The following is a 23,462-nucleotide window of genomic DNA, read 5'->3' as shown; positions in this document are numbered from 1 at the left end:
CATAAGTGTCAGCCAAGAAGGGCTTGGTGGCTTACGCGGCCGTTTCGTGAAGTCGCGGTGAATTCGCTACCAAGGTTTGGGTGTAAGGATGCTCTGGACGATCGAGCAGGCGATCGACCGGCCCATGCTCCACGATGCGCCCATGCTGCAGCACGGCAACGAAATCCGAAACTGCGCGCACTACGCCCAGGTCGTGGGTGACGAATAGGATCGTCAAACCCGATTCAAGCTGAAGCTTTCGCAACAGTTCGATGATCGCGGCCTGCACCGATACATCGAGGGCCGATGTGATCTCGTCACAGATGAGCAGCTCTGGCTTGCAGATCAGCGCCCGCGCGATGGCGACGCGCTGGCGTTCACCGCCTGAAAGATCACGGGGATAACGACTGGCCAGTTCAGGGGCCAATGCCACCCGCTCCAGCACCATGGCGACTTCGCGATCCGCGTCTGCCGACCGGATCGGGAAGAAGTGCAGCGCCGCCGTGCGCAGGATCTGTCCAACGGTCTGGCGCGGGTTGAGGGCACGGTATGGATTCTGGAATATGTATTGGATACGACGCCGCAAATCCTTGTCGCGGCCTCCAGCCAAGGGCACGTCGCGCCCGTCGTATTCAAACGTGCCTTCCACATCTTCCACCGCGCCAACCAGCGCGCGTGAGAACGTGGTCTTGCCTGAACCGCTTTCGCCGACCAGTGCGGTGCAATATCCCTTGAGCAACGTAAGCGCGGCGTCGGACAACACCTGATTGGCCCCGTAGTTGGCGCTCACTCCGCTCAACACCGCCAGCGCATCCGTTTCGTTGGCGATGGAGGGAGCGGCGGGCGGCGGCGATAGCTCTCGCCCGGCGCGGATCGAATGATGGCAGGCGACGAGCCGCTTGTCTCCCGCGTCGCGCAATGGCGGACGTTCCGCGCAGCTGGCGCTGCGCAACCAGCATCGTGGCGCAAAGGAGCAGCCATCGGGCCGGTCCTGAAGGGCAGGAGCGTGGCCCGCGATCGGACGCACCGCATGGCGTCCGGCAACATCGGGTACGGCGTCCAGCAACCCTCGCGTGTACGGATGCGCCGGGCTTTCAAAAATCTGGTCGCGCGATCCGCTTTCGATGATGCGCCCGGCGTACAGCACTACAACGCGGTCCACGAGTTCGCGCACCACCGCCAGATCGTGCGACACATAAACTGCTCCAATGCCCCGCGTTCGGCAAAGGTCGCGCAAGGTCGCCAGAACGTGCGCCTGCGTGGTAACGTCCAGCGCCGTCGTCGGCTCGTCCAGCACGATCAGCCGGGGCCGTAGCAGTACCGCAAGCGCGAGCAGCACGCGCTGTTGCTGGCCGCCGGACAGCTGATGCGGAAAGCGGCGCAAGAACTCTCGCGTATCCGGCAGTCCGACATCGGCTGCGGCTTCGGCGATGCGCGTCTGGCGGCTAGCTTTGCCTAGATCGGGAAGGTGAACTTGAAGCACTTCGTCCAGCAACGATCCGATCCGGCGCATCGGGTTGAGCGCCAGCGAAGGATCCTGTGCCACATGCGATATGACCGGGCCGCGCACCTTCTGCCGGTCGCGCTCATTCAGGGCGAGGATATCGTGCCCGTCGACGAAGATCGCCCCGCTGGCAATCACGGCCCCCGCGCGGGCATCGCCCAACAACGCGGTAGCGATGCTTGTCTTGCCCGATCCGCTTTCGCCTACGACGCCCACGATCTCTCCGGGGTAGACGGAGAAGCTGATGTCACCGACAATCGGTGGCCCGCCTTCACCCAGCGTGACCGACAGATCGCGCACCTGGAGCATGGCGTTGACAAACGGAATTACGCTCATGACCTGGCGTCCTGCAGGCGGCGCTTGGTGCCCCGCATTAATGTGCGCGCCCGTGATTTTACGCCGCGCCGCACGCCGATGCGCGATCCGGCGCGCGATACGCTTTCGGCCAGCAAGTTGGTGCCAAGCGCAAAGACCCCGATCATTGCCACCGGAGCGAGCACCGCCCACGGCTGCAGCATCAGCCCGGCGCGGTTTTCGTTGATCATCAGGCCCCAGTCGGCGGCAGGCGGCGCAACGCCGTAGCCAAGGAAGCTCAGGCCGGACAACATGCCGATAGCCCATGTCAGCATGATACCCAGATGCACCAGCAGGGGCGTGGCGATATTCGGCAGGATTTCCAGCAGCACTACGCGCCACCACGGATAGCCCATCAAGCGCGCCGCCTCGATGTATTCCTGAGACACGACGCCGAGCGTCACGCCGCGTGCCAGCCGGATCACGCCCGGCACGAAAGACACCGCTACGGTAAGCACGATCAGCCAGGGTTCGCGCCCCAGCATGGACACTACCAGCAGCACCAGGATCAGGTCCGGGAAGGCGAGCAGCACGTCCGTGGCCCAGACCACCGCATGGTCTACCCAGCGACGAGACAGCCCCGCTGCGATGCCGATCAACGCGCCCACGATGAGCGCCACGGCTGATGCGGCAAAACTCATCCATAGGACGGACCGCCCGCCCGCCAGCAGGCGCGACAGCACGTCGCGGCCCAGATAGTCATACCCAAGGACCGCGCCGTCTCCAGGCAATCCATACGTCGGACCGACCAATGCAAAAGGCGACTGCGGGGTGACCAGCGGTCCCGCCAGCGCCACCACCAGCACCAGACCGGCGAAAGCAAGCCCAAGCCTGGCCTGTGGATCGCAGCGTAAGGATGATAGCTTGCTCATACACCGCCAGCCTTCAGCTTCAGTTTCGCCCGCGTTCCGGCGTTCAGTTTCGGTCGGGAGGATGTACGCAGCTTTGGCGTCACCAACACCGTCGCGATGTCTGCCAGCAGGTTGATCAGCACCACGCCGATTGCCATCGTCAGGGTGATTGCCTGGATCACCGGTACATCGCGAACCTCGATCGCTGCGTTGAGCGCATTGCCGATGCCGGGATAGCTGAACACTACCTCCACGATCAGAGCGCCGCCCAGCAGCATGCGGCTGGTCAAGGCGATGCCCTGGATCACCGGGACGAGCGCGTTGGGGACGGCGTGCCCCCAGATGATCCGCCGTTCCGTGATCCCGCGCAGACGCGCAGCCGCCACGTAGTCCGCCTCGAGCGTTTCTATCATCGCCGAACGCACGAGCCGCAGCAGGAACGGCGCCACAGTCAGGATCAGCGTCAGCGCCGGCAACACCAGATACACCGGTTGCAGGAACGGCGACACCGACGGATCGAGCAGCGAAACGGCCGGGAGAATGGGGAACACAGTGGTCGACAACAGCAGGATCAGCCCGATCGCCAGCACGAAGCCTGGGAGCGCCTTGAACAGAATGATGCCGTTCATGGCCCAGCTGTCCAGCCGACTGTCACGCCGCACCGCGAGCGCCACACCACCCAGAAAAGCGATGGGTACAGCAAGCAGAAGAACGATACCCATCAACGCTGCCGAATTCGCGAAACGGTCTGCCACGATCTGCCCGGCAGATACGCTGGAATCGAGCGAGATACCGAATTCGCCGGTCAGCGCTCGTCGCGCCCAGCGCGCGTATTGGACAAGGATAGGCTGATCCAGACCGAGCTGCTGTTGCAGGGTGCGGATGCTGGCTTCGGTCGCGTCCGGCCCCAGGATCACGCGCGCCGGATCGGATGGCAGCGCCTGCGTGGCCGCGAACACCAGGACGGAGATGACGAATGTAGTCGCCAGTCCCGATACGACCCTGACACCTAGCCAAGGCAGCCATGCCGGCAGCGCAAGACGCGAAGGTTCGGAACGGGTAGCGCCATCGGCAACGCGCTGGGCGGGCTGCGGCGGATGGTCTGCCTGCCGTCTCTGCTCGGAAAAGATCGTCGCCATCGTGCATCCTTGCTTCGCGACAACGGCCGCTCGAAAACCTTGGCCTTCAGGCTCAGGCCAGCGCGTTCTCCACTTCGGGAATGACCACGGCCTGCGGACGCGGCGGGCTCACACGCAGCGATGGGACGTCGAACCCGTGATCCAGGTCAAGCAGCGGAAACAGCAGTTCGGCGACGCGATGAGCCTCGGTTATCAGCGGAAAGCCCGACAGGATGAACGCGCTGGTGCCCTGGTCCGCGTATTCGCGAATCCGAGCGGCGACATTCTCCGCGCTTCCGACCAGCGTGGTTCCGGACGACGGCCCCATGATATCGAAGCCGAACCATGCCGGGCCAACCCAGACGTTGGGATATACCTCAAGATCACGTGCGCCCGGAAGGCGGCCGGATTTCACGATATCGACGTTGCGCTGCACTTGCGGATCGGGGCTGCGATACGTCTCCAGCGTCTCTCCGGCGGGCAGGCGCATTTTGATAGAACGCAACGCGTGATCGACGGACGAGCGCTGGAGCAGCCAGTCGGCATAGGCCCATGCCTCCTCCTCCGTTTCGCGCACGATGACCTGCAGCCGCGTGCCGTATTCCAGCGTGCGGCCGATCTTCGCGGCTTCCGCTCCCACGCGGCGGAACTTGTCGCCCAGCAGCGGCGGCGTATTAGCGAAGCTGAGGTAGACGTCGAGCAGCTTGACCGAATGCGCGACCCCCGGCCCCGAAGTGCCCGCGCCCCACAAGGGCACGCCGGAAGGCTGATGCGGACCGGCCCACACGCTCATCGGCGCGCCGCCTTCGGCCCGCGGCGCCAAGTTCACGAATTGACCGTCATACCCGGCGCGATCCCCGCCGTAGACTTTGCGGAAGGCATCCCAGTATTCGAAGCTGAAGTCGTAGCGTTCGTCATGGGGGTAATGCACGCCCAGCGCCGCCAAACCGGCATCGTTGCCGTTGACCACGTTGAACAGCAGCCGACCGTTCGAGAAATGATCGAACGTTTGTGCATACTTGGCCAATACCGCAGGAGAAAGCTCGCCCGGATGCTGCGCGACCAGGAATTTCATCCTCTCCGTCGCCGGGATCATCGCGGCGGCGACCGCCAGACTTTCGTATGCGCTGGATCCCAATAGCGCCCCGTAAAAGCCCAGCTTGTCGATCGTGACGGCAAGCTGCTCAAGGTGATCGAAGCCGGTCTGCCAACGCCCTTCCTCAGCCCAAGGATATGGGCCATCGGGCGCAGTCAGATACCACAGCAGCTTTACGGGACGGGTCATGGTGGCTGAGGCTCCGAAAATCAGTCGAGATCGGTGACGGGCAGCAGGCCGAGCCCGCGTGCTTCGTCGTAGCGCTTGCTCATCTTCCACTGCTGGCGCAGCACGCCGGGGCCGTAGGTACGCGAACCGCCCAAAGCCTGAGCCTGGATCTGGATTTGCGCGCCTTCTTCCAGCAGCAGGATGAACTCAGCCAGATCGCGAAGGCCCTTCCAGCCCCACACGGTGGCGCCGCCGTTCGCTTCGATGATCGCGGGGGTATAAGGATTTTCGGCCAGCTTTTCATTGATGAAATCGGCTTCGTCCTGGCGGCGGTCGATATAGACCGGCAGCTCACGGGCCAGATGGAAGCGCTGCACCGGCACGTAGCTGATCGGCAGGGTCCGGTGCGTCTGCGCCCATGCGCCAAGGCTGGGCGAATGGACATGGCTGAGCGACGTGACGGTCGGGTTCTGGTTGAATACTTTGAGGTAACGCCCATTGGCGCGGCCCTTGAACGCGGTGCCGTCCAGACCGGTTACCGTGAAGTTCAGCGGCTCTTTGCTGTGGATGCTACGGTCGAACGGGTGCGGCAGGTTGACCGAGACGATCTTGTCCTCCCCCGGAACGCGCTCGATGAAGCCGACGGTGCCGTTGGCGGTGATGGTGCCCGTCTCCCGATACGCGCGAAAGATTTCGGCGGCCTGCGCCACCACATCATTCGCGAAATCGAGGACGGTGGAGTTGAGTTCGTTGGTCTGGACAGCAGTGGCCATGGTCGTTCTCCTCAGCAAAATTCAGGCGGCGCGATGGTCGGCATCATGAGCGGTGCTGCGCGCGAGCGCGGCTTCCAGCGGACGGCGATCGATCCACGCATCGATATCGACATCGTGCTCCAGAAAGCCATGATGCCACAGGAAGTCGGCCTGTCGCCTCAGCAACGCCACGCGCTCGGCGGACAGATCGGGATGCAGCGAGCGGTGGAAATTGTTGCGGTAGGCAGCCTCTACACCTGCCGCGCCCGCAAACGTTTCTTCCTGCAGAATAGCTTGCAATTGAGACAGGTTGTTCGCAGCCCAATCTGCGGCGCGCAGGGTCTGTTTCAGGAAGCGCACGACAAGGTCGAAATGATTGTCCAGAAGATCCTCGCCGACGGTGATCGGACGCGGCGTGCCGTTGTTCACCCGGGTATGCCGGCTTGGATAGCCGTCAAGGTCGATGCCGACGATGACCCCGGCACGCTCAGCCGCATCGACAGCCGATGCACCCTTGACGTAAACCGCGTCCACTTCGCCGGCGACGAGAGCGTCAATGCCCGACCACATCTGCGCCAGATTGACCCGCGAATCCTCGGCTGCCGGCGCCAGCGGCACTTCGACGAAGGTCACGTCCTCAAGCCCGAGGCCGGCGATTCCCAGCGCGCCTTTCATACCCGCCAGCGACATGCCTCGTGCGATGCTGTCACCGCGTGTTGAGTGCCACGAAGGCAAGGCGATGCGCAGACCCTTCAGCTGCGCCGGGGTGATGGGGCCGGTTTCCGATCGCACCAGGATCGCCTGCCACTCGTCGATCCATGTCAGCCCGATTAGCCGAGTCGGCGCGCCGCGTGCCTTGGTTGCAAGCGCGGGAATATTGCCCCCTTCGCGAAAAAGGCCCGGCAGGTCGTGCGCGTTGTGATGAGCGCGCATCGCACGCGGATTGTCCTGCAACGCATCGACGCTGAGACCGTCCCGGCCGAATTCTTCGGAAAGCCATCCTAACGCGTGTGCAATACCGGACGCGGTCGGCACCGGGCAACGCGTGAACAGGATGCGTTCAAGCCGTTTTGGCGGGGCGATCTGGCCGATGGTGTGGACGTTGTCAGTCATGCAAACTCCGTAGTGCCGACTGCAAACGCAAAGGCCGTGCCAACCGCGCAGTTGCGCAAGTTCGGTCGGCCCTCGCCCCAGCGCTGCACGAATTTCACCAGCGCCGCGCCGCCCTGCTGCATCGATATGGTCACACCCACATCCGATCGAAGCGCCATGTCGGGAAATGGGAATGCTCGGCGGTGATGCCGCCCACGCGTGAACCCACGCCGTCCAGGGTATTCGCAAAGCCCCAGATCAGCAGGCCGCCGCGCTCATGCTGGATATGCTGCATTTCGTGGACCAAGCCCGATCGTGCGCCAAGGTCCGGTTGCGCCAGCGCCTGCCCGAACAGCACGCCGAAGCGCGGATTGCTGAAGTTGGTCTTGTTCGACACCGCCGAGGGCGCATCGATGTGCAGCGCGGTGGACAGCCACGGCACGCCGAGCGTCCCGCCGGTGCTGATCGCCCAGCTTCGCCGGGCCGGTCCAGCAAAGGTCGCTGCGTCCACTTGCCGGAGCCGCAAATCCACGCCGATGCGCTTTGCCTGTTCGGCCAGGACGAGCGCTGCCGCGACGTTCGCGGGTCCGACCACAAGTTCCGTACGAAGGCCGCCTTGGCCCGCCTGCTTCAAGAGGCTGCGCGCCTGATCCAGATCCTGCCGTCTCTGCGGGATGGACCGATCGAAGGTAGGGTCCTGGGGAGCGTAGAGGTCGTTGCCGATCCGCCCTTCCCCCTGCAAGGCCCGACGGACAAGCTCTTCACGATCGACCAGCAGCCGAAACGCCTGGCGGACTAGGACATCGGCGAACGGGCCTTCTTTCGTGTTCATGTCGAACGACTGCCACCCGTTCGTGGGCGAGGTGAGGATGCGGGCACCGCTATCGCGGCGGAGCAGTCCCGCCTGTTCCGGCAAGATCGCGTTGGCAAGGTCGATCTGCCCTGCCAGCAGCGCGCCGATGCGGGCCGTCTGATCCTTGAACTCGATGATTTCCAGTTCATCGGGGTAGGGACGTCCTGGCTTGAAGTAGTGGTCGAACCGCTTGAAAGTCGCTCGTTGCCCTGGCTGAAACTTGTCGATCCGATAAGGGCCGGCGCCGACCGGGTTGGTCACCGGATCGTAGTCCACCGGCACGATGCCGCCGAAGTTGGTCCAGGTCTCAGGCAGCGCGACGAATCCGGAGCCTTCGCGGATGGGAATGCGCACGGTGCGATCGTCCAGCTTGCGCACGCCGTCGCGATCCACGGGGGACACCAGCGCGCCATAAGGTGAGGCGAGCTTCGGATCGGTAATGCGCCTGATCGAGAACAGGACATCGTCTGCCGTGATCGTTTTGCCGTTGTGGAACTCCAGCCCCGGTCGCAGCCGGATGTCCCAGGCGCTGGCGTTGGCATTGGGTTCGACCGACTCAGCCAACGCCAGTTGAGGCAGCATGTTGTCGTCCCATTCCCAGAGCTTGGCGTACATCGCAAAGCCCCGGATGGTGCTTCCAAGGCCCAGCGGCTTGTGGGCATCGAGATTGCCGGCCCGCTCACCATCGATGATGCCAAGGCGCAGACGCCCCCCGCGCCGCGGCTTGTCAGGTGCCGCGCCGCCGCTTTCGCTGCGACTGCCGCAACCGGCGAGCAATAGCCCCGCCCCCGCCGCACCGCCGATCAGCGAGCGTCTGCTGAGCAAATCCATCATCCGTTCCCGCGTGCCGCCAGACCACCGCCGGATACCAGCGGCACCGCCTGTTCTTGCGCATTGTCGGCCGCCAGAGACAGGTGGGGCGCGCGAAAGCGGGGCAGGACATGCTCGCCCAACCGATAGATCTCCTCCAGGTGCGGATAGCCGTTCAGGAAGAACCACGAGATACCAAGGTCAGCGAACTGGCGCACTTTGGCGGCGACATTTTCATAGCTGCCCACGAAAGCGAAGCCCGGCGGAATGCCGATGTAGCCAAAACCGCCCCACAGATGCGGCTCGACGAACAAGTCGTCGAAATCGTTCACTTCGCGGCCATTATAGCGTTCGAACCGTTCGCGATTGGTGTCGGACATATGCGCGGAACGCTCTGCTGCCGCCTTGACTGTGCCCGCCTTTACCCCTTCATCGAAGAAGCGTTTTGCTTCTGCATAGGCAAGTTCATCCGTTTCGCGCGCAATGGCGTCGACCGATATGCCAAAGCGAATATCCTCGGCCCGGCCGTACTTGGCGGCACGTTCCTTCACGTCAGCGATATTGCGAGCGACATGATCGGGAGATTCCGCCAGGACGAGGTAATAGTCCGAATGCTTGGCTGCCAGTTCCTTGGCGCCGTCCGACGTGCCAGCCGAGCAGATGATCGGGATCGGCGCGCGCGCCAGCGGACCGCGTAGCCCGCCACCGTCCGCGCGATAATACTTGCCCTCATACTGAAAGCTCTCGTTGGCCCAGAAGCCTTTGACCAGATCGAGGAACTCAATGGCCCGGGCATAGCGCTCGTCATGGGGAAGGGGTTCGCCATTGGCGCGCAGCAGTCCATCCGACCCGCCCTGGATGATGTTCCAGACCAGCCGCCCACCGCTCAGCCGTTGAAAGCTCGCCGCCATCTGCGTCGCCTGCCACGGGCTGAAATGACCGGGGTGAAACGCATCTACGAACCGCAGCCGCTTCGTTTCGCGGGCCAGCGCGGCGGAGACGATCCAGGGTTCGTCCCCGAACGGCGCGTTCACCAACAACGCGCCTGAAAAGCCATTGATCTCCGCAGCTCGCGCAACTTGCGACAGATAGTCGATATAGGTGAAGTCGTCACCCAGCAGCGATGACGAAACGGCACCGGTGCTCGCAGATGGCTGCCGGTTCCAGTCGCCGCGATTGCGGTTGTCGCCGGGGATGTACTGCGTCTCCCCATGCAGGGGCAGACGGGCAAAGAATTCGATGCTCATGGCGATGCTCCACAAATGTGGGGCCTCCAAAGCAGCATCCGTGCCAGTGGCGGATTGCCCTTGTTCCGCCTGCGATGCTTGCCTGTCATTGTCGAGAAATCAGCATTGCGCCTGCTTCAAGGCAGACACCCGGTGAGGTGGAGCACATTCATTCCCTGCGCCAAATGAAGCAGCCGGGCCGGTTGAAACGAAGCACCCCCAAACCTCGCTTCAAGCGTGATCCTCGGCTTTCCCACGCCCAACGGCGCTTGGCACGGCGCTTGCTCTCGGTCCTGCACATATATCGAGGAGATCGCCATGCCCCGCCACCCGTCCAACCCCGTCGCCCTGTCCGCAGGAGCGCGCTGAATGACGGAGCAGTCACGCCGTGCGTTCCTGACGAAGGGGGCGATGCTGTCGGGTGGACTGGCATTGGGGACCGGGCTGCTTTCGGCTTGCGGCAAGGATGCTCCCGGCGCTGCGGTCACGGGTGGCCCGCCACGACCTGGCGGGAAGGCGCGCATCGCCATCATCGCCGGGGCGCAGACCGGCAACCTGGACGCGCACAAGCCATTGGGTACGGGTTCGTTTCGCGGCTGGGCCTTGTACAGCAAGTTGTGGGAATGGGATCGCAAGGCCCATCCCTCGCTCGCGCTGGCCGAATTCGCCGAAGTGAACGACGATGCCACGCAATGGACCATCCGGCTGCGCAAGGGATTGGAATTCCACCACGGCAAATCGATCCATGCGGACGACGTGATCCATTCGATCCGCCGGTTGACCGACCCTAAACTGGCATCGCCTTACGGTTCTTACCTGCCATCGTTACAGCGGGGCGAGATTGCTGCGCTAGATCCGCTGACGGTGCGCATTCCCTTCGAACCCGGCCACGGCTTGGCCGCGCTGCCGGAATTGTGGATGAGCTGGGGCGGCATCGTGCCCACCGACTATGATCCGATCACCAACCCGGTCGGCGCCGGACCGTATCGCTTGAAAAGCTTCGCACCCGGCCAGCGCTCGGTATTTTCGCGGTTCGAAAATTACTACAAGCCGGGCCAGCCTTATCTGGACGAAGTCGAGATCATCGACTTCAAGGATCCGATCTCGCGACTGCAAGCGATGCAGACGGGCCAAGTGGACGTCGCCCCCTCGATCGCGTTCGAGCAGCTGGCATTCTTCAAGTCGGCCAGTCAATTCGAGGTCGTCTCCTCCGAAACCGACGCCTGGCACGGCTTTGCCATGAACCTGTCGAAAGCCCCGTTCAACGATACGCGCGTGGTGAAGGCGTTCCGTCTGATCGCCGACCGGCCGGAACTGGTGAAGCGCGTCCTGCACGGTCAGGGCCGCGTCGCCAACGACCTGTATTCACCCAGCGACCCGACGTATGATCACACCATCCCCCAGCGCGCGCAGGATCTGGCCGAAGCGCGCAGTCTGTTACGCTCGGCGGGACACGGTGGCGGGCTGTCGGTCGAACTGGTGACGACGGCGGGCGCTGGCGGCAATGCCGGTATCGTTTTTACCCAACAGGCACGCGACGCGGGCGTGGAAATCCGTATCCGCCAAGTAGATGACTCGATTTTCAACGGTCCTGACAAGAACAACTGGGCGTTCAGCACCGTCGTCGGCGTATCCCGACCGTTCCTGCTGACGCTCCAGCAACACGACGGTCCTACAGCGGTCGGTAACAAGACGCATTTCAACGATGCCGAATTCACTCGTCTGGTCACCGCCGCAGCAGCGCAGCCTGACATCGAAAAGCGCAAGGCGCTGGTCGGTGCAGCCCAGCGCATCCAGCATGACCGTGGCGGAATGCTGATCTGGGGATTTTCCAACAATCAGGACGCCAGTGCGCGCGCCATTGGCGGCGTCGCCCCGGACCGAACCGCCTTCTCCGCCTGGCGCACCGACGCGCTTTGGCGCAGCGCTTGACGGCAACCACCCTGCCCGCGATCATTGAGGAGCCTAAGTCATGAGCGATACGGAAATCCTGTTCACCCGCTGCGGTGGCGCAACCGCATCCACGATCGCAATACAGGAGAACTTCCTGCGCGACGAATTCGCCTCAGGCGGCGCCGTACTGCGATCGCTTCAGGCATCCCGCGACAGCAGAGTGCGCGAAAGCCATTTCGACCACTCCATCACATCGATGTTTCGCGAAGGCGGGAACATTCCGCCGATCTGGGCACGAGCGCAAGGCGCGGACACGGTCGTCTTGGCGATCAGTTGGGTCGATGAATTCCAGTCCATCGTGACCCGCGCCGACAGCGACATTGGTTCGCTGAAGGACCTGGCCGGAAAGCGGCTGGCGGTGCCGCTCTATTCGGACATCTCGATAGATTTTCAGCGCGGGGCCAATTTCCATGGTTTCGCGAATGGTCTAGCAGTCGCAGGTCTGAGGCGCGAAGACGTTACCTTCGTCGATGTGCCCGTGGACCGTAGCCGAGACCTCTCGTCGGGTACGGCGGAACTGGCGGCGCTGTTCGATGGGCGGGTGGACGCAGTGTTCCTGCGCCAGTCTTCGGGCTTGCGCCTGTTCAGCCAGCACGCGGAGCGCCTGCGCGAACTGGTGCGGTTGACCGACGAGCCGAACCCGCTGCATCGGATTAATAACGGCACACCGCGACCGCTCACTGTCCATCGTAGCTTCCTGGCGCAACATCGCGATCTGGTCGTCCGCTACATCACGGCCCTGCTGCGCGCAGCACACTGGGCGCAGGCCAATCCCGAACGTGCTCTGGCCGCCCTCACGCGCGAGGATGGTCGATCAACGCCCGAAACGATCGCAGCCACGTTCCCGCGCTATGCCACCAGCCTGCATCCCCGCCTGACCGAGGATTACATCGCTGGCCTTGCCGCGCAAAAGGACTTCCTTTTCGCCTGGGGCTTTCTCGACGCGGATTTCGACGTCGCCGGCTGGATCGATCCCGGCCCATTGGCGGAAGCCGAGGCGATCCTTGCCTCCGAAGAGGCGGCGAAAGTGCGGACCGTCGCCGCCTAGGCAGACAAGCCGCGCCGTCGATGGGGCAGCATCACGGCGCGCGCGGGAAGGGTCGCCCGTCTAAGCCCTCGCGGCCCTTCCCGCCTTCGCTCCATATGAACCTACTGCCTCCTACACCTGGCTCATGCGCAGCAGCGATGTGGTGATTTCAGCATTTAGGCAAAACTCCAACCTCTTGAATTATCTGGATTCCCGTCTCTGGCACGCGCTTTGCTTATCGGCTTATTAAGGGGGTGGCCGCCTGCGGGGGGTCCGCATGGGCATCGGCTCCATCCTCAGAAAAGCACCGGATCGTCGGGCCCAAAGGGAGCATCCCATGCGCGTCACCAAATACCTTTTTGGCATCAGTATTCTTGCCCTGGCCTCGTCGGGAACCGCCAAGGCGGAACACACTGCCCATGCCGCCGCGACAGCCAGTGCCGAACCGACGCACGATGATGAAGGCGACGGCGCTGGCGGCTCCATCACGGTCAACGGCGATCGGCTGAATGCACAGACGTCGGTCCTGCCCACCCGTGAACCGACCTCTATCTACGGCACCGGCGAAAGCATCCTGAACACGCCCCGATCGGTCACGCAGATCAACGCGGACCAGTTGACCAAGGATATCATCCTCAGCTCCGACGATCTTGCCAAGTACACGCCCGGTATCACCAGGGGCGGCGGACAGAACGCCGGGATCGCGCCGCAGCTGCGTGGTCAGGCATCCGAAATCTTTCAGGACGGCCAGCGCGGCTATGCCGTGCGTCACCCGGCCAATTTCAACGCCTATGAAGGCGCGGACATCATTGCGGGGCCATCATCGGTCATCTTCGGATCGGTGACCGGCAGTGGCGGCTATATCAACTATCTGACGAAGAAGCCGGACTTCGATCAGCGTCGTTCCAGCCTCACGACCCGTATCGGCACACTGATCCCGGACGGCAAATCTAAGTTCGGATTCACCATAACGGGTGACGATACCGCGCCGATCAGCGATACCTTGGCATACCGTACCAGCATCACAGTGCAAAAGCAGGATGACTATTACGACAATGTCAAAAACAACTACTACGCACTTTATGGTGCATTGGCCTGGAAACCGGCAAACAACTTCCGCGCGGATCTGAACGTCGCCTACGATGACTATTACGACTGGAATGTCACCCACGGCTGGAACCGTGCAACGCAGGATCTGGTGGACGACGGCCTCTACTACGCCGGGCGCGCCACGCCGATCATACAGAACGGTGCGAGCTACTGGTCGCCGGTATTCGCATCCGGCGCGGCAGATGCGGCGACTACCGGCTGGGTACGCCGCGCACGCAATGCGAATGGCCAGTTAGTAGTCGTGCCCGGCTCGTTCCAGACCGCTTCTCCCAACACGCAGGCAAGCCCCGGAAGCGTGCGCGGTTGGGTCTACGACCCGACTCTGGCGGGCAACGAACTGGTTCCGCTCTCGCGCCAACGCTCCCAGCGCGCGGAAGACCGCGGCACGTCCCGGCGCTTCACCGCGCAGCTGCGCCTGGCCTATGATATCGGCGAGCATACCAGCCTCGTGAACAGCACATTCTACCAGCGATCGAGCGACACCACGGACGCGACCGGCGCCTTCCAGGTGCAGTCGCGCGACCGTATCTTCGACAACCGCCTTGAACTGCGCCATCGCTTCGAATTTGGTGGCGGCATCGTGGACGACAGCAACACCGGCATCATCTATCGCCGCGAAACAAACCGGTCGATTGCCGCGAACAACAGTTTCGGCACGTCCATCTATGCCTACGATCTGACGCTCGATCCATCGACCAAGAACCCCGGCACCCTGCTGGGCCTGACCGGATCAAATCCCAACGGTGGGAATGCCGCGTGGATCGGGAGTGCAGGAGTGCCCCAGTTTTCCAATTCGCTGGGCTGGCTGAACCTGCCGCCGATGTATTACGCCGGCAACGGTCTCTACGCGGAGTCAGTAGCATCCTACACCTCGCAGTCCGCCTGGAGCACGACCACGGTCTTCACCCAGCACAACCTGAAATTCGGTGATGTGGGCGGGCTGAACGCGGGCGCCAGTCATAGCTGGGTGGACGCCTCGATCAAAAATCCCTTCCCGCTGCCGGGCGCCGGCGACCGGGCGGACAGCGGCGATTACAACCTCTATTCGGTGCAGGTCAGCCCTTACGTCAAGCCGGTAGCCAACGCGACTCTCTACTTCACCTGGGACCGTTCGATCGCGATCAACACTGGTGGCTTCGCGAACGGGCTGAGCTGGGGAAGCGGTGCGGCGGCCAATCTGCTCAACCCGCTGCAGTTCAAGAGCCTTAGCGAACTGTACGAAGTCGGCATCAAGGCGGAACTGATCCCCGGCCAGCTGTTCGCAACGCTTGCCGGTTTCAAACAGGCCCGCGATCAGAACCCTGATCAATTCAACAACATCGCTCGCCTGAAAGTAAAGGGCATCGAGACTACCTTGCGCTATCAACCAAGCGAGGCGCTGCGTACCGGCATCAACTTCAATTACCTTTCGGCCTATAACGAATACACTTCGCAAGCCGGGTTCGCTCCACGCGGCTTCGTTCCCGACAATGGCACTGTGTTCAGCGACAACAATGTCCTGAACCAGTTGCCAGCTGGACGCTTCGATGCCGTACAAATTCCCAAGTACAATCTGAGCGGATACATTGACTGGCGCCATTCTTCAGGCTTTGGGGTCGAATTGTCCGGCTGGCTGACAAGCCCATGGTATCTGAACCTCAGCAAGACGGTGCGCATCCCGACCAGCTACAATCTGGATTTGGGCGTCTTCTATCGCCAGCCGAAATGGAATGCCGCCGTGCAGGTACTCAACCTGACTGACCAGCGCAACTTCGTGAGCGGCCTTGCAGGGTCGACGAATACCTTTCTTCAACCCACGCGCGGCCGATCAATCGTAGCGCAGATCGGTTACAATTTCTGATCAGGTCCCGGCGCAAAGCCGGCACCTGAACACATCACACGAAAAAGCGGACTACTTCCCAGACCGCCCTTCCGGCAGCGCGCTTCGGGCGTAGTCCAGGGGCGGTTTGCGCGTGCCGAGGAGCGGGGTGTATTGGAATCCCGCGCCTTGGCTGCGCTGAAGTTCGGCTTTGGCGTCGCGCAGTTTGTCCGGGTTCAGGAACAGTTGCGCGCCGGACAGCGCCATGGTCTTGGCGGCGACTTCTGCGCCTTCGACGCCGATCGAGGTGCCGCTGGCGGATGCCGCCTGCCAGCTGTGCGGCGCGGTGCCGGGCACCCAGGTCGCCGTTCCCAGGCTGGCGGTGGGAACCACCCAGCTGATATCGCCAACATCCGAGGATGCTGACCCTTTGCGCCCGAAATCATAGCTGGAAATGGTGGACGGGCCGCCTTTTGCAGCGCCCGTGGGCAGGGTTTTCGCGATCGCATCGGCGTAGCGTTGCTGCTCGGGCGTGTACTCATACCCGCCGACACGGCGCAGGCTGGCGTCAACCACCCGGCCGAGCGTATCGTTGGGCAGCGTGCCGAAGCTGCCGCCGATGATTTCGTAACTGAACTTCGTCCCGGTAGCGAGCGCCGCGCCTTCCCCGGCTTTCACCACGCGATCGAACACGTCGCGCACCACTTCGGGATCGTAATGGCGCACGTAGTAGAAGCTTTCCGCGTGGGCGGGCACGATGTTGGGCTGATCGCCGCCGTCGGTGATCGTGTAATGCACCCGCGCGTCTGACGGGATGTGTTCGCGCAGGTAATTCACCGCGACGTTCTGTATCTCCACCCCGTCAAGCGCGGAGCGGCCCCGCTCTGGCGCAGCGGCAGCGTGGGATGCGGTTCCGGCAAAGCGGAACTTGACCGTCACCATCGACAGGAGCTGCCCTTGCGATGCGCCGTTCGAGCTGCTCGGATGCCAGCTGAGCACGGCGTCCACATCCTTGAAGAAACCGTCCCGCACCAAATAGACTTTCGCGAAACCGCCTTCTTCCGCCGGGGTGCCGTAGAGGCGCACGGTACCGGGGGTGCCGCTTGCCTTCAGCCATTTCGCCAGCGCGATGGCAGCCTCTACCGACGCGGTGCCCAGCAGGTTGTGCCCGCAGGCATGCCCGGCGACCCCACCGCGTGATTGCTCCGTGGGCTGGTCGGTCTGCGAGAGGCCGGGCAGCGCATCGTACTCGGATAGCAGCCCGATCACCGGCCCGGAATTGCCATACGTGGCGATGAAAGCGGTCGGCATGCCATCCACGCCAGCCTCCACTCGAAAGCCCGCCGCCTTGAGCTGTTGTTGCAGCAGCGCGGAACTCTGGTTTTCGTGGAATCCGACTTCGCTCCATTCCCAGATCTTGCGGGCATTGGCGGCAAGCTGGCTTTTACGGGCCTCGATCCCGGCGATGATTGCGGTGGTGTCCTTGTCGGACAGCGCCTCCGCCCGCACCGCAGAGGTGGGAACAGACGCAGCGGTAACGAGCGTGAACACACCGATCGCGGCGTGGAAGAGAAGGTTTTGTTTCATGATCTGATCTCCGTGCGGTCAGAACGACCCGGTCAGGTTTATGCCGTAGGTGCGGGGGGTGATGGTCGTGATCGTCTCGGTAGTGCCGCCCAGCGTATTGCCGGCTCCGATGCGTCCGGCCTTGTTGAACAGGTTGTTGACGTACAGGAAGATGCCGTACCGTTCTCCGCGAGCACCGATGCGCGCGTTCGCCAGCGAGTAGTCCCCCACTTTGCGATAGCCGATGGCATTGGGCCTGAAGTCTGCATGCGACTGACCGATGTATGCCAGATCACCGCGCACCAGCCCGTTCCAGCCGCTGGAGCCGAGTGACCATTCGTACTGCCCCGCGACGCTGACGGTCTGCGGGGCGATGAACGGAATCTTGTCTCCGCGACGTGCAGTGGTGGCTGCCGGAGTAACGCCATCGGGAACCTGATCCTGCGTCAGCTTCGCATCGGTCAGGGCAAGATTGACGTTGAACGTCAGGCCGGGCTTGGGATTCAGCGTGGCTTCCGCTTCCAGACCCCGGATTCGCGCCGCGCCCGCATTGCCAAGGTACAGGAAGCTGCCGCTGTTGATGCTTACCTGCATGTCGGACCAATCTGTGATGTACGCACCAATATTCAGGATCAGCGCGTCACCGCCGAACGACGTCTTGATGCCGCCTTCGTACGTGGTCAGCTTGTCAGGACTGTAGCTGAGCGCTTGCGCAAGACCCAGGACTTGATTGACGCCGCCGGGGCGATAGCCGGTCGCGACCTGACCATAGACCAACACGTTGTCCGCTGCCTTCCAACTGGCATTCGCCTTGTATAGCCAGCCGTTGTTCTTCGTCTTGTACAGCGCAAAGGGGGATACCGCGGTACGCAGTACGTCAAGGCCGATGGTAGTATCGCCACCGACGACCTTGTCATAGCTGTAGTAACGCAGCCCGCCGGTCAGCGTCAGACCTGCAACAGGCGTGATCGCCAGTTCGCCGAACGCGGCCTTTTGCTTCAGGTGGTCGACGACGTGGCGTTGCAGCAACGGCGTGGCACCGGCGATCTGCGATCCGTCCGATGCGTTCGTGCGGCGTGCTTCGGACAGGACGTTGGCATCGCGATCCTCATAGAAACCGCCCACCGTCCATTGCAGCCAGGACGTACTATTCGACTGCAGGCGTATCTCGTTCGTCCAGTCGGTAACCGATTGGGGCTGGTAGTAGATCGCAGGCACCAGCGTATCGACATAGGTGTTGTACGCAGCGAAACCCGCAGGCGTCGCGCATGTCGCCGCGGTGAAGTGCGTGGCGCAGGTGGACCGTGTGCGAAAACTGTTGAACAACGGAGTGGGATCGCGCGTCACCAGTGTGTCGCGGTCCTGATAGCTCGACGTCGCCACAAGATCGGCGAAACCGAGTTCGGCATGCACGGACAGGCTGTACAGCCGCTGCTTGTCCGTGAACGGCACTTGCGAGGCGTTGACCGCGTTGTACTTGCCCGCGCTGGGAGACCAGGTACTGGCTCCGCCCTCGGTATACAGGAAATGCGCGGCGCCATCGATCGTCAGGCCGGGCGTGGGAATGAACCGCACCATGATGCGGCCACCGTCGCTGCGCTCGTCGTTGATGCCGGTAAGACCAAGCCGGGGGTTATCCACCCAGCCGTCGTTCTGGCGACGAAAGTAGACGCCGCGAACGGCCAGCACATCCTGCACGATCGGCACGTTGAGCGCGGCATTGATCTGATAACCCTCACCCCCGCCTTCGGTCGTAGTGGCGGCGACATCGAAGCGGCCCCCGAATTCGAAATCGGGTTTGCGGGTCACCAGGCGGATGGTGCCGCCCACGGCGCCTGCCCCATACAGAGTGCCCTGCGGCCCGCGCAGCACTTCGACGCGTTCGAGGTCGAACAGCTTGAAGTCTGACTGGCTGCCGCCCGGATCGCTGGTGGTGCCCGGAGGTCCGGCAACCGGCGTCTCGTCGTAATAGATGCCGACTTGCGCGTCGCCTGCGCTGCGGATGCCGCGCAAGGTGATGCGGCGCTGGCCCGGTCCGGCATCGGTAATCGTCAGGCTGGGAACGGCGCGCACGAGGTCGTTGGCGGAATCGATGTTGGCGGACCGCAATGCGTCGTCGGAAATGGCGGTAATGCTGGCTGGCGCATCCTGTAGCCGTGTTTCGCGCTTGAGCGACGTGACGACGATCTCTCCACCCGAGCCAGTGCCCGCATCGGCACTGTCGGCGGCGGCTTCATCAGCCGCGTGGGCCGCAGGCACGGCCAGTCCATAAGCAAGAAGACTGCCCAGTGTGGCAGCCGCGGCGTTTAGAAACTTGGTCATCTATCCCCCTGCAGGTCGTTCGGAGGAGCTATTAACAAGAACCGTGCCAGTGCATTTTATGCAGTTAATACAGCATCTTGAATTGTGAGGTGGTTATTGTCGGCCATCAACCCTGCGCAAATTTCTCATGATTGCTGCAAATGCAGCATGACACCGAACAAGCCGCATCGACGCGGGTGACTGCTCATGCTGGTGCAATCGAGGCAAAAGGTGTGCGGATTTCAACAGCGGATGCAGCGCAACTGCTGCGCAACACCGCACTGAGCGCATTCCCGGCTTCTGGCACAGACCTTGCGACCGGCGTTGCAAACCCATCGTGGAGCGCGCCATGTCCTCAATGCAAATCGAGACTGCCGATACACCGGGTTCGCGCCTGCGCAATATTGCGGTCAAAAGCTTCCCCATCGTCGCCCTGCTGGTGCTGTGGGAAGTGGCGGCCCGCAGCGGCGCGTGGCCTCCGCAGGTACTGGTGCCGCTGGAGCGCGTCGCTGCCACACTGGTGAGCCTCGCCTCCACCGGGGAACTGGAGCGGCATCTGTCCGCCAGCCTCTATCGCCTTGTCTGCGGCTTCTTTGTCGGCAGTGGGCTGGGTATCTCCATCGGCGCCGCCATGGCGCTGTCGCGCAATACGTACCGGCTGCTTTGGCCGACGTTCAACTGCGTGCGGCAGGTGCCGGTGATCGCGTTCATTCCGCTGCTGATCCTGTTCTTCGACGTGGAGGACAGCTTCAAGATCGTCATCGTCGCGGTCGCCAGCTTCTTTCCTTCGGCCCTTGCCACGCACGACGCGGTTCGCGACATCCCGGTTACTCACCGCGAAGTGGCAAGGCTTTACCGCATGCCGGTCGCCCCGTTTCTGAGCCGCCTGATCCTGCCCGCCACCGTGCCGCAAGTGCTGACCGGCCTGCGCCTTGGCCTTACCCGCTCGTGGCTTTCGCTGGTCGCGGCAGAGCTGCTCGCCGCCGATAGCGGGCTGGGCCAGATGATGGAGATGGGCCGGCAACTGTTCCAGATCGACGTCGTGCTGTCAGGCGTGTTCGTGGCCGGCCTGATCGGATTTATCCTCGACAACTCCATGGTCCGGTTGGAACGCCGCCTCACCCAGTGGAAAACGTCATGAAGCAGCGTATCGGCGCCATCGCCCTGTCGGCTCTCTTCCCGATCCTCGTCCTTGCCTGGTGGGAATGGGAATCGCGACACGGGGGCGGCCACAGCTACGCATTCGCATCGCTGGAGCAGATCGGTTCCAGCTTCATCGAGATGCTGGTTGACGGCCGCCTGTTGTTCCATTCCGCCGCCAGCCTGCAACGCGCTTTGAGCGCGCTTCTGATCGGCGGTTCGATCGGCATCGCGGTCGGCATCGCCATGGGTCAATCGCGAATTCTGGATAAGGCGGCCTCTCCGCTCATCACCACCATGCGCCAGGTGCCGATCCTGGGCTGGCTGCCGCTGGTGGCGCTGTGGTTTGGAAACGGAGACGGCGCCAAGCTGATGCTGGTGTCCCTTTCGGCATTCTATCCCACCGTCCTCAATACCCAGAAAGGGATGCAGGCGATCGATCGCAAGCACGCGGAAGTGGGCCGCCTTTACGGCTTCACCCGCTGGCAGTCCCTGCGCCTGATCGCCTGGCCCAGCGCCCTGCCGCTGCTGTTCACTGGTATTTCGCAAGCGCTGGCCTTTGCCTGGATCGCCACCATTGGCGTGGAACTGCTGTTCAGTGCCACGGCCGGTCTCGGGACAGAAATGATGGCTGCCCAGGTCGCCGCGCGGACCGACATCGTCGTCGTCTGCGTCGCTTGCGTGGGCCTGATGGGCTTTGCCCTCACCCAGCTCTTTGCACTGCTGCGTACCCGATTGCTTCGCTGGCAACCCGCCGTCAGGAAATAGGAAAAGCCATGACAGACCCCCGCCCGCATCGCGGCTCCGCCAAAAGCGCAGACACCGCCCGCACCGGATCGGTGCGCATATCCGGCCTGTCCAAACGCTATGCCATGGGCGGCAAGGACTTCACCGTTCTTGATGACATCAATTTGGCGATCCGCCCCGGTGAGTTCGTCAGCATCGTCGGCCCTTCGGGTTGCGGCAAATCCACGCTGCTGCGTCTGATCGTAGGCCTCGACACCGATTACGATGGCGAAATCCGGCTGGATGATACTCGCGTCGCCGGGACTGGGCTTGAGCGCGGGTTGGTATTTCAGGACCATCGCCTGTTCCCGTGGATGACGGTCGCAAAGAACGTGGAAGTGGCGCTGCTCAACCAGAAACTACCGCGTGACCGCCGCGACCGGCTGATCGGCGAGCATCTGGATCTGGTCGGTCTGCGCGATTTCGGCGATGCCTATCCGCATCAGCTTTCGGGCGGCATGGCCCAGCGCGCCGCCATCGCCCGCGCCCTGGTGAACGAACCGAAAGTGCTGGCCCTTGATGAACCGCTCGGCGCGCTGGATGCGCTTACCCGGGTCAAGGTTCAGGCCGAATTGCAACGCATCTGGATGGAAGCGGGCACCACGATGATTATGGTCACGCATGACGTAGACGAAGCGCTATTCTTGGGCGATCGCGTCGTCGTGATGTCACCCCGGCCGGGCCGTATCGCGCGGATCGTCGATGTCGATCTGCCGCACCCGCGCGATCGCGCATCGCCGCTGCTCCATCGCCTGAAGGATGAAATCCTGGCTGAGCTGACCCGCGAACCCGATCAGGACGCCGGCACACTCGTCACTTTCCCGGCGCGTCCGCGCGGCTGATCCATTTTCCACCCGGAGCATTCCATCATGATCCATGGCCGCAAGATACTGGCCCTGCTGCTGCCGCTTTTCGCGCTGGCAAGCGGCTGTTCGTCCGACCACCCTGAACCGTCGGAAAAGATCGTCGACATTGCCGGCATCGTCTCGCCCAAGAACGGCGAAAACGAATTCATCGGCGGACTTGCCATGATCCAGAAGGATGGATGGCTGGACGCCGAACTCGCCAAGAAGGGTTGGAAGGTCCGTTGGGTCCCGGTGCCGCCAGCGGTCGGCGGCCCGGTCGTCAACGAAGGGTTCGCGGCCAAGACGATCGACATGGCGGCTTATGGCGATCTGCCCTCGATCATCGCGATGGCTGGTGGCGTCGACCTGAAGCTGGTCACCCCCAGTCGCGCCGGTTCGAACATCTACCTTGCCGTGGGCAAGGATTCCACGGCCAAGACCCTGAAAGACCTGAAGGGCAAGCGCATCGCGCTGCATCGTGGTCGACCGTGGGAAGCGGGTTTCGCGCGCTATGTCCAGTCACAGGGGATGAAGCTTGATGACTTCAAGATCATCAACGTCAACGCGGTCGCCGGGCAGGCGGCGCTGACCAGTGGCAAAGTGGACGGCATTGTCCTGATCCAGGCGGAACCGTACGTGCTGGAGGAAAAAGGCCTTGCCCGTGTACTGTGGTCAACCCGTGACGAGCCGGAAAGCTGGAAGATGATGGCCGGAACCTTCGCACGCAAGGACTTCCTGGATGCCCACCCGGACATCGTGCAGACGGTAGTCACCGCGTTCGTGCGCCAGGCCCACTGGTCCAGCGAGGAGAAGAACCGCGATACGGTGATCAGCTGGGGAACTCTGGGGGGGACGCCGCTCAGCGCCGTCAAGCGCGACGAACAAAACAACCGCTTGCCATGGCGTCAGCGTTATTCGCCATTGCCGACGCCCGCGCTGCAGGAACACTTCGATTTCGTGTCCGACTACGCATCGCGCACCGGCCTGACGCGCACCAAGGTTGACGTATCGAACCTGATCGACCGCCGCTTCGTGGATCGCGCGATCAGGGACCTTCATTATGAAGGTTGGTGGGAAAATCCGAAGTGAATCCACACCCACACTTCGGGATCACACGACAAAAGGCCCGGCGG

General features: G+C 62.9%; 18 protein-coding genes. 7 read left to right on the top strand and 11 right to left on the bottom strand.

What is annotated here, in order from left to right:
* Window positions 1-31: 31 nt before the first annotated feature.
* Genes ACZ1JM_RS00170 through ACZ1JM_RS00130 form a run of 9 tightly spaced genes read right to left on the bottom strand, consistent with a single transcriptional unit; the run spans window position 32 to window position 9,824 of the window.
* A complete protein-coding gene (locus tag ACZ1JM_RS00170; RefSeq protein WP_465132086.1) occupies window positions 32-1,819 on the bottom strand; it encodes a dipeptide ABC transporter ATP-binding protein in 1,788 nt (595 codons plus the stop codon).
* Window positions 1,816-2,709 (bottom strand): ABC transporter permease, encoded by an 894-nt coding sequence (locus ACZ1JM_RS00165; protein ID WP_465132085.1) that lies wholly within the window; start codon window positions 2,707-2,709, stop codon window positions 1,816-1,818. The genes ACZ1JM_RS00170 and ACZ1JM_RS00165 overlap by 4 nt, the downstream gene beginning before the upstream one ends.
* On the bottom strand, window positions 2,706-3,827 hold the full coding sequence (locus ACZ1JM_RS00160; RefSeq protein WP_465132084.1) for an ABC transporter permease: 1,122 nt from the start codon (window positions 3,825-3,827) through the stop codon (window positions 2,706-2,708). The genes ACZ1JM_RS00165 and ACZ1JM_RS00160 overlap by 4 nt, the downstream gene beginning before the upstream one ends.
* A gap of 52 nt (window positions 3,828-3,879) precedes the next feature.
* Complete coding sequence (locus ACZ1JM_RS00155; RefSeq protein WP_465132083.1) at window positions 3,880-5,091, bottom strand: LLM class flavin-dependent oxidoreductase; 1,212 nt, start codon at window positions 5,089-5,091, stop codon at window positions 3,880-3,882.
* Window positions 5,092-5,111: 20 nt separating this feature from the next.
* Window positions 5,112-5,843 (bottom strand): class II aldolase/adducin family protein, encoded by a 732-nt coding sequence (locus ACZ1JM_RS00150; protein WP_465132082.1) that lies wholly within the window; start codon window positions 5,841-5,843, stop codon window positions 5,112-5,114.
* A gap of 21 nt (window positions 5,844-5,864) precedes the next feature.
* The gene (locus ACZ1JM_RS00145; protein WP_465132081.1) at window positions 5,865-6,935 is read right to left on the bottom strand and encodes an ABC transporter substrate-binding protein; all 1,071 of its coding nucleotides are present in this window, start codon (window positions 6,933-6,935) and stop codon (window positions 5,865-5,867) included.
* Complete coding sequence (locus ACZ1JM_RS00140; protein WP_465132080.1) at window positions 6,932-7,069, bottom strand: hypothetical protein; 138 nt, start codon at window positions 7,067-7,069, stop codon at window positions 6,932-6,934. Before ACZ1JM_RS00140 ends, ACZ1JM_RS00145 begins: the two co-directional genes overlap by 4 nt.
* Window positions 7,066-8,598 (bottom strand): ABC transporter substrate-binding protein, encoded by a 1,533-nt coding sequence (locus ACZ1JM_RS00135; RefSeq protein ID WP_465132538.1) that lies wholly within the window; start codon window positions 8,596-8,598, stop codon window positions 7,066-7,068. The genes ACZ1JM_RS00140 and ACZ1JM_RS00135 overlap by 4 nt, the downstream gene beginning before the upstream one ends.
* A complete protein-coding gene (locus ACZ1JM_RS00130; RefSeq protein WP_465132079.1) occupies window positions 8,598-9,824 on the bottom strand; it encodes an LLM class flavin-dependent oxidoreductase in 1,227 nt (408 codons plus the stop codon). The genes ACZ1JM_RS00135 and ACZ1JM_RS00130 overlap by 1 nt, the downstream gene beginning before the upstream one ends.
* A 348-nt stretch (window positions 9,825-10,172) precedes the next feature.
* Between ACZ1JM_RS00130 and ACZ1JM_RS00125 the strand changes: the two genes are divergently transcribed.
* The 3 genes from ACZ1JM_RS00125 to ACZ1JM_RS00115 all read left to right on the top strand — a co-directional run bounded on the left by ACZ1JM_RS00125 (window position 10,173) and on the right by ACZ1JM_RS00115 (window position 15,733).
* A complete protein-coding gene (locus ACZ1JM_RS00125; protein ID WP_465132078.1) occupies window positions 10,173-11,735 on the top strand; it encodes an ABC transporter substrate-binding protein in 1,563 nt (520 codons plus the stop codon).
* A 40-nt stretch (window positions 11,736-11,775) separates the two neighbouring features.
* Window positions 11,776-12,804 (top strand): ABC transporter substrate-binding protein, encoded by a 1,029-nt coding sequence (locus ACZ1JM_RS00120; RefSeq protein ID WP_465132077.1) that lies wholly within the window; start codon window positions 11,776-11,778, stop codon window positions 12,802-12,804.
* A gap of 316 nt (window positions 12,805-13,120) precedes the next feature.
* Window positions 13,121-15,733, top strand: a complete 2,613-nt coding sequence (locus ACZ1JM_RS00115; protein WP_465132076.1) for a TonB-dependent receptor — start codon at window positions 13,121-13,123, stop codon at window positions 15,731-15,733.
* Between the two features lie 51 nt (window positions 15,734-15,784).
* On the opposite strand, the gene ACZ1JM_RS00110 is transcribed toward ACZ1JM_RS00115, so the two are convergent.
* Window positions 15,785-17,278 carry an amidohydrolase gene (locus ACZ1JM_RS00110; protein ID WP_465132075.1) on the bottom strand — a complete coding sequence of 498 codons (1,494 nt, stop codon included), beginning with the start codon at window positions 17,276-17,278 and terminating at the stop codon, window positions 15,785-15,787.
* A gap of 18 nt (window positions 17,279-17,296) precedes the next feature.
* Window positions 17,297-19,579 (bottom strand): TonB-dependent receptor, encoded by a 2,283-nt coding sequence (locus ACZ1JM_RS00105; protein WP_465132074.1) that lies wholly within the window; start codon window positions 19,577-19,579, stop codon window positions 17,297-17,299.
* Window positions 19,580-19,907: 328 nt separating this feature from the next.
* On the opposite strand from ACZ1JM_RS00105, the gene ACZ1JM_RS00100 reads away from it, so the two are divergent.
* From ACZ1JM_RS00100 to ACZ1JM_RS00085, 4 genes are read left to right on the top strand one after another with little or no spacing between them, the layout of a single operon-like run.
* Window positions 19,908-20,699 carry an ABC transporter permease gene (locus tag ACZ1JM_RS00100; protein WP_465132073.1) on the top strand — a complete coding sequence of 264 codons (792 nt, stop codon included), beginning with the start codon at window positions 19,908-19,910 and terminating at the stop codon, window positions 20,697-20,699.
* Window positions 20,696-21,466: an ABC transporter permease gene (locus ACZ1JM_RS00095; RefSeq protein ID WP_465132072.1), complete on the top strand. Its 771-nt coding sequence runs from the start codon at window positions 20,696-20,698 to the stop codon at window positions 21,464-21,466. The genes ACZ1JM_RS00100 and ACZ1JM_RS00095 overlap by 4 nt, the downstream gene beginning before the upstream one ends.
* A gap of 8 nt (window positions 21,467-21,474) precedes the next feature.
* Window positions 21,475-22,326 carry an ABC transporter ATP-binding protein gene (locus ACZ1JM_RS00090; RefSeq protein ID WP_465132071.1) on the top strand — a complete coding sequence of 284 codons (852 nt, stop codon included), beginning with the start codon at window positions 21,475-21,477 and terminating at the stop codon, window positions 22,324-22,326.
* A 27-nt stretch (window positions 22,327-22,353) separates the two neighbouring features.
* Complete coding sequence (locus ACZ1JM_RS00085; RefSeq protein WP_465132070.1) at window positions 22,354-23,418, top strand: ABC transporter substrate-binding protein; 1,065 nt, start codon at window positions 22,354-22,356, stop codon at window positions 23,416-23,418.
* The last annotated feature ends 44 nt before the right edge of the window (window positions 23,419-23,462 follow it).

The organism is Novosphingobium sp. BL-S-24, assembly GCF_055521575.1.
Note: the sequence above shows the minus strand (reverse complement) of the source record. Positions and strands in the feature narration are given on the sequence as shown.

Bases quoted from the DNA above. Each gene is read 5' to 3' on its own strand.
- ACZ1JM_RS00110 (WP_465132075.1), bottom strand. From the start codon at position 17,278: ATGAAACAAAACCTTCTCTTCCACGCCGCGATCGGTGTGTTCACGCTC.
- ACZ1JM_RS00160 (WP_465132084.1), bottom strand. From the start codon at position 3,827: ATGGCGACGATCTTTTCCGAGCAGAGACGGCAGGCAGACCATCCGCCG.
- ACZ1JM_RS00120 (WP_465132077.1), top strand. From the start codon at position 11,776: ATGAGCGATACGGAAATCCTGTTCACCCGCTGCGGTGGCGCAACCGCA.
- ACZ1JM_RS00135 (WP_465132538.1), bottom strand. From the start codon at position 8,598: ATGGATTTGCTCAGCAGACGCTCGCTGATCGGCGGTGCGGCGGGGGCG.
- ACZ1JM_RS00105 (WP_465132074.1), bottom strand. From the start codon at position 19,579: ATGACCAAGTTTCTAAACGCCGCGGCTGCCACACTGGGCAGTCTTCTT.
- ACZ1JM_RS00095 (WP_465132072.1), top strand. From the start codon at position 20,696: ATGAAGCAGCGTATCGGCGCCATCGCCCTGTCGGCTCTCTTCCCGATC.
- ACZ1JM_RS00170 (WP_465132086.1), bottom strand. From the start codon at position 1,819: ATGAGCGTAATTCCGTTTGTCAACGCCATGCTCCAGGTGCGCGATCTG.
- ACZ1JM_RS00130 (WP_465132079.1), bottom strand. From the start codon at position 9,824: ATGAGCATCGAATTCTTTGCCCGTCTGCCCCTGCATGGGGAGACGCAG.
- ACZ1JM_RS00125 (WP_465132078.1), top strand. From the start codon at position 10,173: ATGACGGAGCAGTCACGCCGTGCGTTCCTGACGAAGGGGGCGATGCTG.
- ACZ1JM_RS00145 (WP_465132081.1), bottom strand. From the start codon at position 6,935: ATGACTGACAACGTCCACACCATCGGCCAGATCGCCCCGCCAAAACGG.
- ACZ1JM_RS00085 (WP_465132070.1), top strand. From the start codon at position 22,354: ATGATCCATGGCCGCAAGATACTGGCCCTGCTGCTGCCGCTTTTCGCG.
- ACZ1JM_RS00155 (WP_465132083.1), bottom strand. From the start codon at position 5,091: ATGACCCGTCCCGTAAAGCTGCTGTGGTATCTGACTGCGCCCGATGGC.
- ACZ1JM_RS00150 (WP_465132082.1), bottom strand. From the start codon at position 5,843: ATGGCCACTGCTGTCCAGACCAACGAACTCAACTCCACCGTCCTCGAT.
- ACZ1JM_RS00165 (WP_465132085.1), bottom strand. From the start codon at position 2,709: ATGAGCAAGCTATCATCCTTACGCTGCGATCCACAGGCCAGGCTTGGG.
- ACZ1JM_RS00115 (WP_465132076.1), top strand. From the start codon at position 13,121: ATGCGCGTCACCAAATACCTTTTTGGCATCAGTATTCTTGCCCTGGCC.
- ACZ1JM_RS00090 (WP_465132071.1), top strand. From the start codon at position 21,475: ATGACAGACCCCCGCCCGCATCGCGGCTCCGCCAAAAGCGCAGACACC.
- ACZ1JM_RS00100 (WP_465132073.1), top strand. From the start codon at position 19,908: ATGTCCTCAATGCAAATCGAGACTGCCGATACACCGGGTTCGCGCCTG.